Here is a 5,869-nt window from a genome sequence, read left to right on the forward strand (position 1 = left end):
CTTTTGATCTTGTTATTTTGAAGATCAAGATCAAAAGATCGCAGCCTGCGGCAGCTCCTACAGGGAGACATACAAAAACAAGAGGATTTTCTCATGGCTAAAATCGGATTTATCGGCACCGGCATCATGGGCCACCCAATGGCTTCGAACCTGCAGAAAGCCGGTCACAGCCTGTTCCTGTCGGCGCACCACGACGCCGCCCCGGCCGACCTGGTTGCCGCTGGCGCCGTCGCCCTGGCCAACCCGCGCGAAGTCGCGCAGGAAGCTGAATTCATCATCGTCATGGTGCCGGATACCCCACAGGTTGACGACGTACTGTTCCGCGCCGACGGCGTTGCCGCTGGCCTGAGCAAAGGCAAAATCGTCATCGACATGAGCTCGATCTCGCCGACCGCCACCAAAGCTTTCGCCGCGAAGATCAACGAGAAAGGCGCGCAGTACCTCGACGCCCCGGTTTCCGGTGGTGAAGTCGGCGCCAAGGCCGCGACGCTGAGCATCATGATCGGTGGCGACGCCGATGCCTTCGAACGCGCGCTGCCGCTGTTCCAGGCCATGGGCAAGAACATCACCCTGGTCGGTGGCAATGGCGACGGTCAAACCGCCAAAGTCGCGAATCAGATCATCGTCGCCCTGAACATTCAGGCCGTCGCTGAAGCCCTGCTGTTCGCTTCGAAAAACGGTGCTGATCCGGCCAAGGTGCGTGAAGCACTGATGGGTGGTTTCGCGTCCTCGAAGATCCTTGAAGTGCACGGCGAGCGCATGATCAAAGGCACTTTCGATCCAGGCTTCCGCATCAGCCTGCACCAGAAAGACCTGAACCTGGCCCTGCAAGGCGCCAAAGAGCTGAACATCAACCTGCCGAACACCGCCAACGCCCAGCAAGTGTTCAGCACCTGCGCAGCGATCGGTGGCAGCAACTGGGATCACTCGGCGTTGATCAAAGGTCTGGAACACATGGCCAACTTCTCGATTCGCGACAACAAATAACCTGTGCTTCTGGCTCGCTCCCTGTGGGAGCGGGCTTGCCCGCGATGGCATCAATGCGGTTGGCCTGAATGACCGCGGTGCCTGAATCGCTGGCAAGCCAGCTCCCACAAGGACCGCATCGCTGCACCGTTGTCGCTCCATCCCAATAACAAGAATTCCGGGAGCCCGCCATGTCGGTCGATCCGCAACAACTGCTGCGCGAGCTGTTTGCCACAGCCATCGACGCGGCCCATCCGAACCAGGTCCTCGAAGCCCATCTGCCTGCCGATCGTACCGGCCGGGTGATCGTCATCGGCGCCGGCAAAGCCGCCGCTGCCATGGCGCAAGTGGTCGAGCGCTGCTGGCAAGGTGAAGTGTCTGGTCTGGTGGTGACCCGTTACGGTCACGGCGCCCCCTGCGAAAAAATCGAAGTGGTCGAAGCCGCGCATCCGGTGCCGGACGCTGCCGGTCTGGCCGTGGCCAAACGCGTACTCGAACTGGTCAGCAACCTGACCGAAGACGATCGCGTGATCTTCCTGCTCTCCGGTGGTGGCTCGGCCCTGCTGGCGTTGCCGGCCGCAGGCATCACCCTCGCCGACAAGCAGTCGATCAACAAGGCCCTACTGAAATCCGGCGCGACCATCGGCGAGATGAACTGCGTGCGCAAGCACCTCTCGGCGATCAAGGGTGGCCGTCTCGGCAAGGCCTGCTGGCCCGCCACTGTCTACACCTACGCGATTTCCGATGTACCGGGCGACCTCGCCACGGTCATCGCTTCCGGCCCGACCGTGGCCGATCCAAGCACCTCCGCCGAAGCGCTGGCGATCATCAAACGCTACGGCATCGAGATTCCCGTTTCCGTGCGCAACTGGTTGCAAAGCCCAGAGTCGGAAACCGTCAAACCCGGTGATCCGAGTCTTGCGCGCAGCCACTTCCAATTGATCGCCCGTCCTCAACAATCGCTGGACGCGGCGGCAGTGAAATGCCGTCAGGCCGGGTTCAGCACGCTGATCCTCGGCGACCTCGAAGGTGAGTCGCGCGAAGTGGCGAAAGTCCACGCCGGCATCGCCCGCCAGATCATCAACCATGGCCAGCCATTGGCAGCGCCGTGCGTGATTCTCTCCGGCGGCGAAACCACCGTGACCGTGCGCGGCAATGGCCGTGGCGGGCGCAACGCCGAATTCCTCCTCAGCCTCACCGACAGCCTCAAGGGCCAGCCCGGCGTCTACGCGCTGGCCGGTGACACCGACGGCATCGACGGCTCGGAAGACAACGCCGGCGCGATCATGACGCCGGACAGCTACGCCCGCGCCGCCGCCCTCGGTTTGAGCGCCAGCGACGAGCTGGATAACAACAACGGCTACGGCTATTTCGAGGCGCTCGATGCGCTGATCGTCACCGAGCCGACCCGCACCAACGTCAACGACTTCCGCGCCATTCTGATCCTTGAGAGCTGCAAATCATGACGCCTGATAAAAAGGTCAAAATCCTCGCCACCCTCGGGCCTGCTGTCGATGGCATCGAAGACATCCGCGAACTGGTCGAGGCCGGGGTGAATATCTTCCGCCTGAACTTCAGCCACGGCGATCATGCCGACCACGCCAAACGCTATCAGTGGATCCGCGAAGTCGAGCGCCAGCTCAACTATCCGCTGGGCATTCTGATGGATTTGCAGGGGCCGAAACTGCGCGTCGGCAAGTTCGCTGACGGCAAGGTGCAACTGCATCGTGGTCAGGCCTTCCGTCTCGATCTGGACGCGACGCCGGGCGATGAGCGCCGGGTCAATCTGCCGCATCCGGAAATCATCGAAGCGCTGGAAGCGGGCATGGATCTGTTGCTCGACGACGGCAAGCTGCGTCTGCGCGTGGTCAGCAAATACGCTGACGCGATCGACACCACCGTGCTCAATGGCGGCGAGTTGTCGGATCGCAAAGGCGTCAACGTGCCGCAAGCCGTGCTCGACCTCAGCCCGCTGACCGCCAAGGATCGTCGCGATTTGAGCTTCGGTCTGGAGCTGGGCGTGGACTGGGTCGCGCTGTCGTTTGTGCAGCGTCCGCAGGACATCATCGAAGCCCGCGCACTGATCGGCGACAAAGCCTTTCTGATGGCGAAAATCGAGAAGCCTTCCGCCGTTGAACAACTGCGCGAAATCGCGGAACTGAGCGACGCGATCATGGTTGCCCGTGGCGACCTCGGCGTTGAAGTGCCGGCCGAGAGCGTGCCGCAGATCCAGAAAAATATCATCACTACCTGCCGCGAACTGGGCAAACCGGTGGTGGTCGCGACGCAGATGCTCGAGTCGATGCGCTTCTCCCCTGCCCCGACCCGCGCCGAGGTGACTGACGTCGCCAACGCCGTGGCCGAAGGCGCTGACGCGGTGATGCTGTCGGCAGAAACTGCGTCCGGCGAGTACCCGCTGGAAGCCGTGCAGATGATGAGCAAGATCATCCGCCAGGTAGAGAACGGCCCGGACTATCAGACTCAGCTCGACGTCAGCCGGCCGAAGGCGGAAGCGACTGTTTCCGATGCGATCAGCTGCGCGATTCGTCGCATCAGCAACGTGCTGCCGGTGGCGGTGCTGGTCAACTACAGCGAGTCGGGCACCTCAAGTTTGCGTGCCGCGCGGGAACGGCCGAAAGCGCCGATCCTCAACCTCACGCCGAACCTGCAAACCGCGCGTCGTTTGAGCGTGGCGTGGGGCATTCATTCGGTGGTCAACGATCGCCTGCGTCAGGTTGACGAAGTGTGCTCGACCGCACTGGAAATCGCCCAGGCCCAAGGCATGGCCGAACGTGGTGACACGCTGCTGATCACCGCCGGCGTGCCGTTTGGCCAGCCGGGGTCGACTAACTCGCTGCGTATCGAAACATTGATTTAACCGCCCACCATGATCGTTCCCACGCTCTGCGTGGGAATGCGGCCCGGGACGCTCTGCGTCCCAAGAGCAGACGCAGAGCGTCCTTTGAGGCATTCCCACGCAGAGCGTGGGAACGATCAACTGCCCAGATTTTCTCAACATGCCTGCCAATCATTTCAACACCCACTGCCCCGACTGGGCCGAGGCTTTACTCAACGGTTTCAGTCAAATATTCCTCCAGCGCCATCCGCTGTGCGGCCTGCTGTGCCTGTTGGCGATTCTGCTGACCGCGCCGGTGCTGTTCGCCGGTGCGCTGCTCGGCGCCGTCGCCGGATTGCTCACCGCGCAACGGCGCAACTACGCCAAGGCTGATCGTCAGGCCGGGCTGTTCAGCTACAACGGCATCTTGCTCGGCCTGCTGCTGAGCCTGTACTTCCCGTGGTCGCCAATGCTGCCACCACTGATTCTCGCCGCCGGCGGTTTGAGTGCAATGGTCACACAGCAATGGCTCAAACATGTTTACAGCAGCCGATCGATTCCGGCTTACACCTCGCCGTTCGTGGCCATGAGTTGGGTATTGCTGCTGTTCGCCGAACCGTCGGCGCCGATGGCGCCTATCGAGATGAACACGTGGAACCTGCTCGCCGCCGAACTGCGTGGTTTGGGCCAGGTAATGTTCCTCGGTCATCCACTGGCCGGCGCATTGATCGCGATCGGTTTGCTGATCGCCGATCGCCGCGCCTTTGGCTGGGCACTGCTGGCGTCGGCGATCGGCCTCGGTTCCAGCCTGCTGCACCACGAAACCAGCGCTGCGCTTTCAGGCCTGGGCAGCTACAACGCCTTACTGGCCGCCCTCGCCTTCAGTAGCCAACGCCAACAACCGTGGTTGCCGCTACTCGGCATCGTTCTCGCGCTGCTGGTGACGCCGCTGTTTGCCGCCATCGGCCTGGCCACTTTGACCGCGCCCTTCATCCTCGCCGGCTGGCTGATCCGCGCCGGCATCCAGATGCTCGGCAAAACCCCGGTCGAGCATGCGCCTTGCGCTCATGGGGAGAATCAACCTAGGCTGCGCTGATCTTCGATTCAGGCGTTATCCATGGACAGCAGCAACAGTTGGCGCGAACGGCTTTACGTGATGATTTTCCAGAGCGACACCCGCGCCGGGCGTCGCTTCGACGGCATCTTGCTGTTGATCATCCTCGCCAGTCTGGTGATCGTGATGCTCGACAGCATCGATAGCATTCACCGCAACTACGCCGACGTGCTGGCCTACATCGAGTGGGGCTTCACGATCATCTTTCTCGGCGAGTACATCCTGCGTCTGTACTGCTCACCGAAGCCGCTGCGCTACGCCTTCAGCTTTTACGGGCTGGTGGATTTGCTGGCGATCGTGCCCGGCATCCTCGCCCTGTATTACAGCGATGCGCAGTACCTGCTGATCATCCGGATCATCCGCATGCTGCGGATCTTCCGCGTGCTCAAGCTCAGCCCGTATCTTAAGCAAGCCAACTATTTGATGTCGGCGCTGCGCGGCAGCAAGCAGAAGATCGTCGTATTTCTGGTCAGTGTCTGCACGCTGGTGACGGTGTTTGGCACGTTGATGTACGTAATCGAAGGCCCGGAACATGGCTTCACCAGCATTCCCAAAGGCATCTATTGGGCTATCGTCACGTTGACCACCGTGGGCTTCGGCGACATCGTGCCGAAGACGCCGCTGGGCCAGGTCATTTCGTCGCTGGTGATGATCACCGGTTACTCAATCATCGCCGTGCCGACCGGGATTTTCACCGCCGAACTGGCCAACGCCATGCGCGGCGAACAGCTGCAACACGACTGCCCGGTGTGCAAGAAAAACAGCCACGAACATGGCGCGGCGTTCTGCTCGCGCTGCGGCAATGCGCTGTTCAAGAAACTGGAATAAGCAAAGAGCTTTTTAATCTTTAAACGACTATGCACAGCCCGTTATAGTCGTGGCAATTAAACATCACCCCCCCAATGTAGGAGCTGCCGAAGGCTGCGATCTTTTGATCTTGGTTTTATGAGATC

5 protein-coding genes are annotated in these 5,869 nt (G+C 61.2%); all 5 read left to right on the top strand.

Annotated elements, in window-relative coordinates:
- Positions 1–93: 93 nt before the first annotated feature.
- The 5 genes from EJA70_RS25820 (at position 94) to EJA70_RS25840 (ending at position 5,744) form a co-directional block, all read left to right on the top strand.
- Positions 94–987: a 2-hydroxy-3-oxopropionate reductase gene (locus EJA70_RS25820; RefSeq protein WP_007919937.1), complete on the top strand. Its 894-nt coding sequence runs from the start codon at positions 94–96 to the stop codon at positions 985–987.
- A 170-nt stretch (positions 988–1,157) separates the two neighbouring features.
- Positions 1,158–2,432 carry a glycerate kinase gene (locus EJA70_RS25825; protein ID WP_158834497.1) on the top strand — a complete coding sequence of 425 codons (1,275 nt, stop codon included), beginning with the start codon at positions 1,158–1,160 and terminating at the stop codon, positions 2,430–2,432.
- Complete coding sequence (gene pyk / locus EJA70_RS25830) at positions 2,429–3,844, top strand: pyruvate kinase (protein ID WP_158834499.1); 1,416 nt, start codon at positions 2,429–2,431, stop codon at positions 3,842–3,844. The genes EJA70_RS25825 and pyk overlap by 4 nt, the downstream gene beginning before the upstream one ends.
- Before the next feature lie 139 nt (positions 3,845–3,983).
- A complete protein-coding gene (locus EJA70_RS25835) occupies positions 3,984–4,898 on the top strand; it encodes an urea transporter (RefSeq protein ID WP_158834501.1) in 915 nt (304 codons plus the stop codon).
- A 21-nt stretch (positions 4,899–4,919) separates the two neighbouring features.
- Entirely contained in the window at positions 4,920–5,744 is an 825-nt protein-coding gene (locus EJA70_RS25840; RefSeq protein ID WP_158834503.1) for an ion transporter, read from the top strand.
- Positions 5,745–5,869: the final 125 nt, after the last annotated feature.

The sequence above is a fragment of the Pseudomonas sp. PB103 genome, assembly GCF_009764635.1.
In the GTDB taxonomy this organism is placed as follows: domain Bacteria; phylum Pseudomonadota; class Gammaproteobacteria; order Pseudomonadales; family Pseudomonadaceae; genus Aquipseudomonas.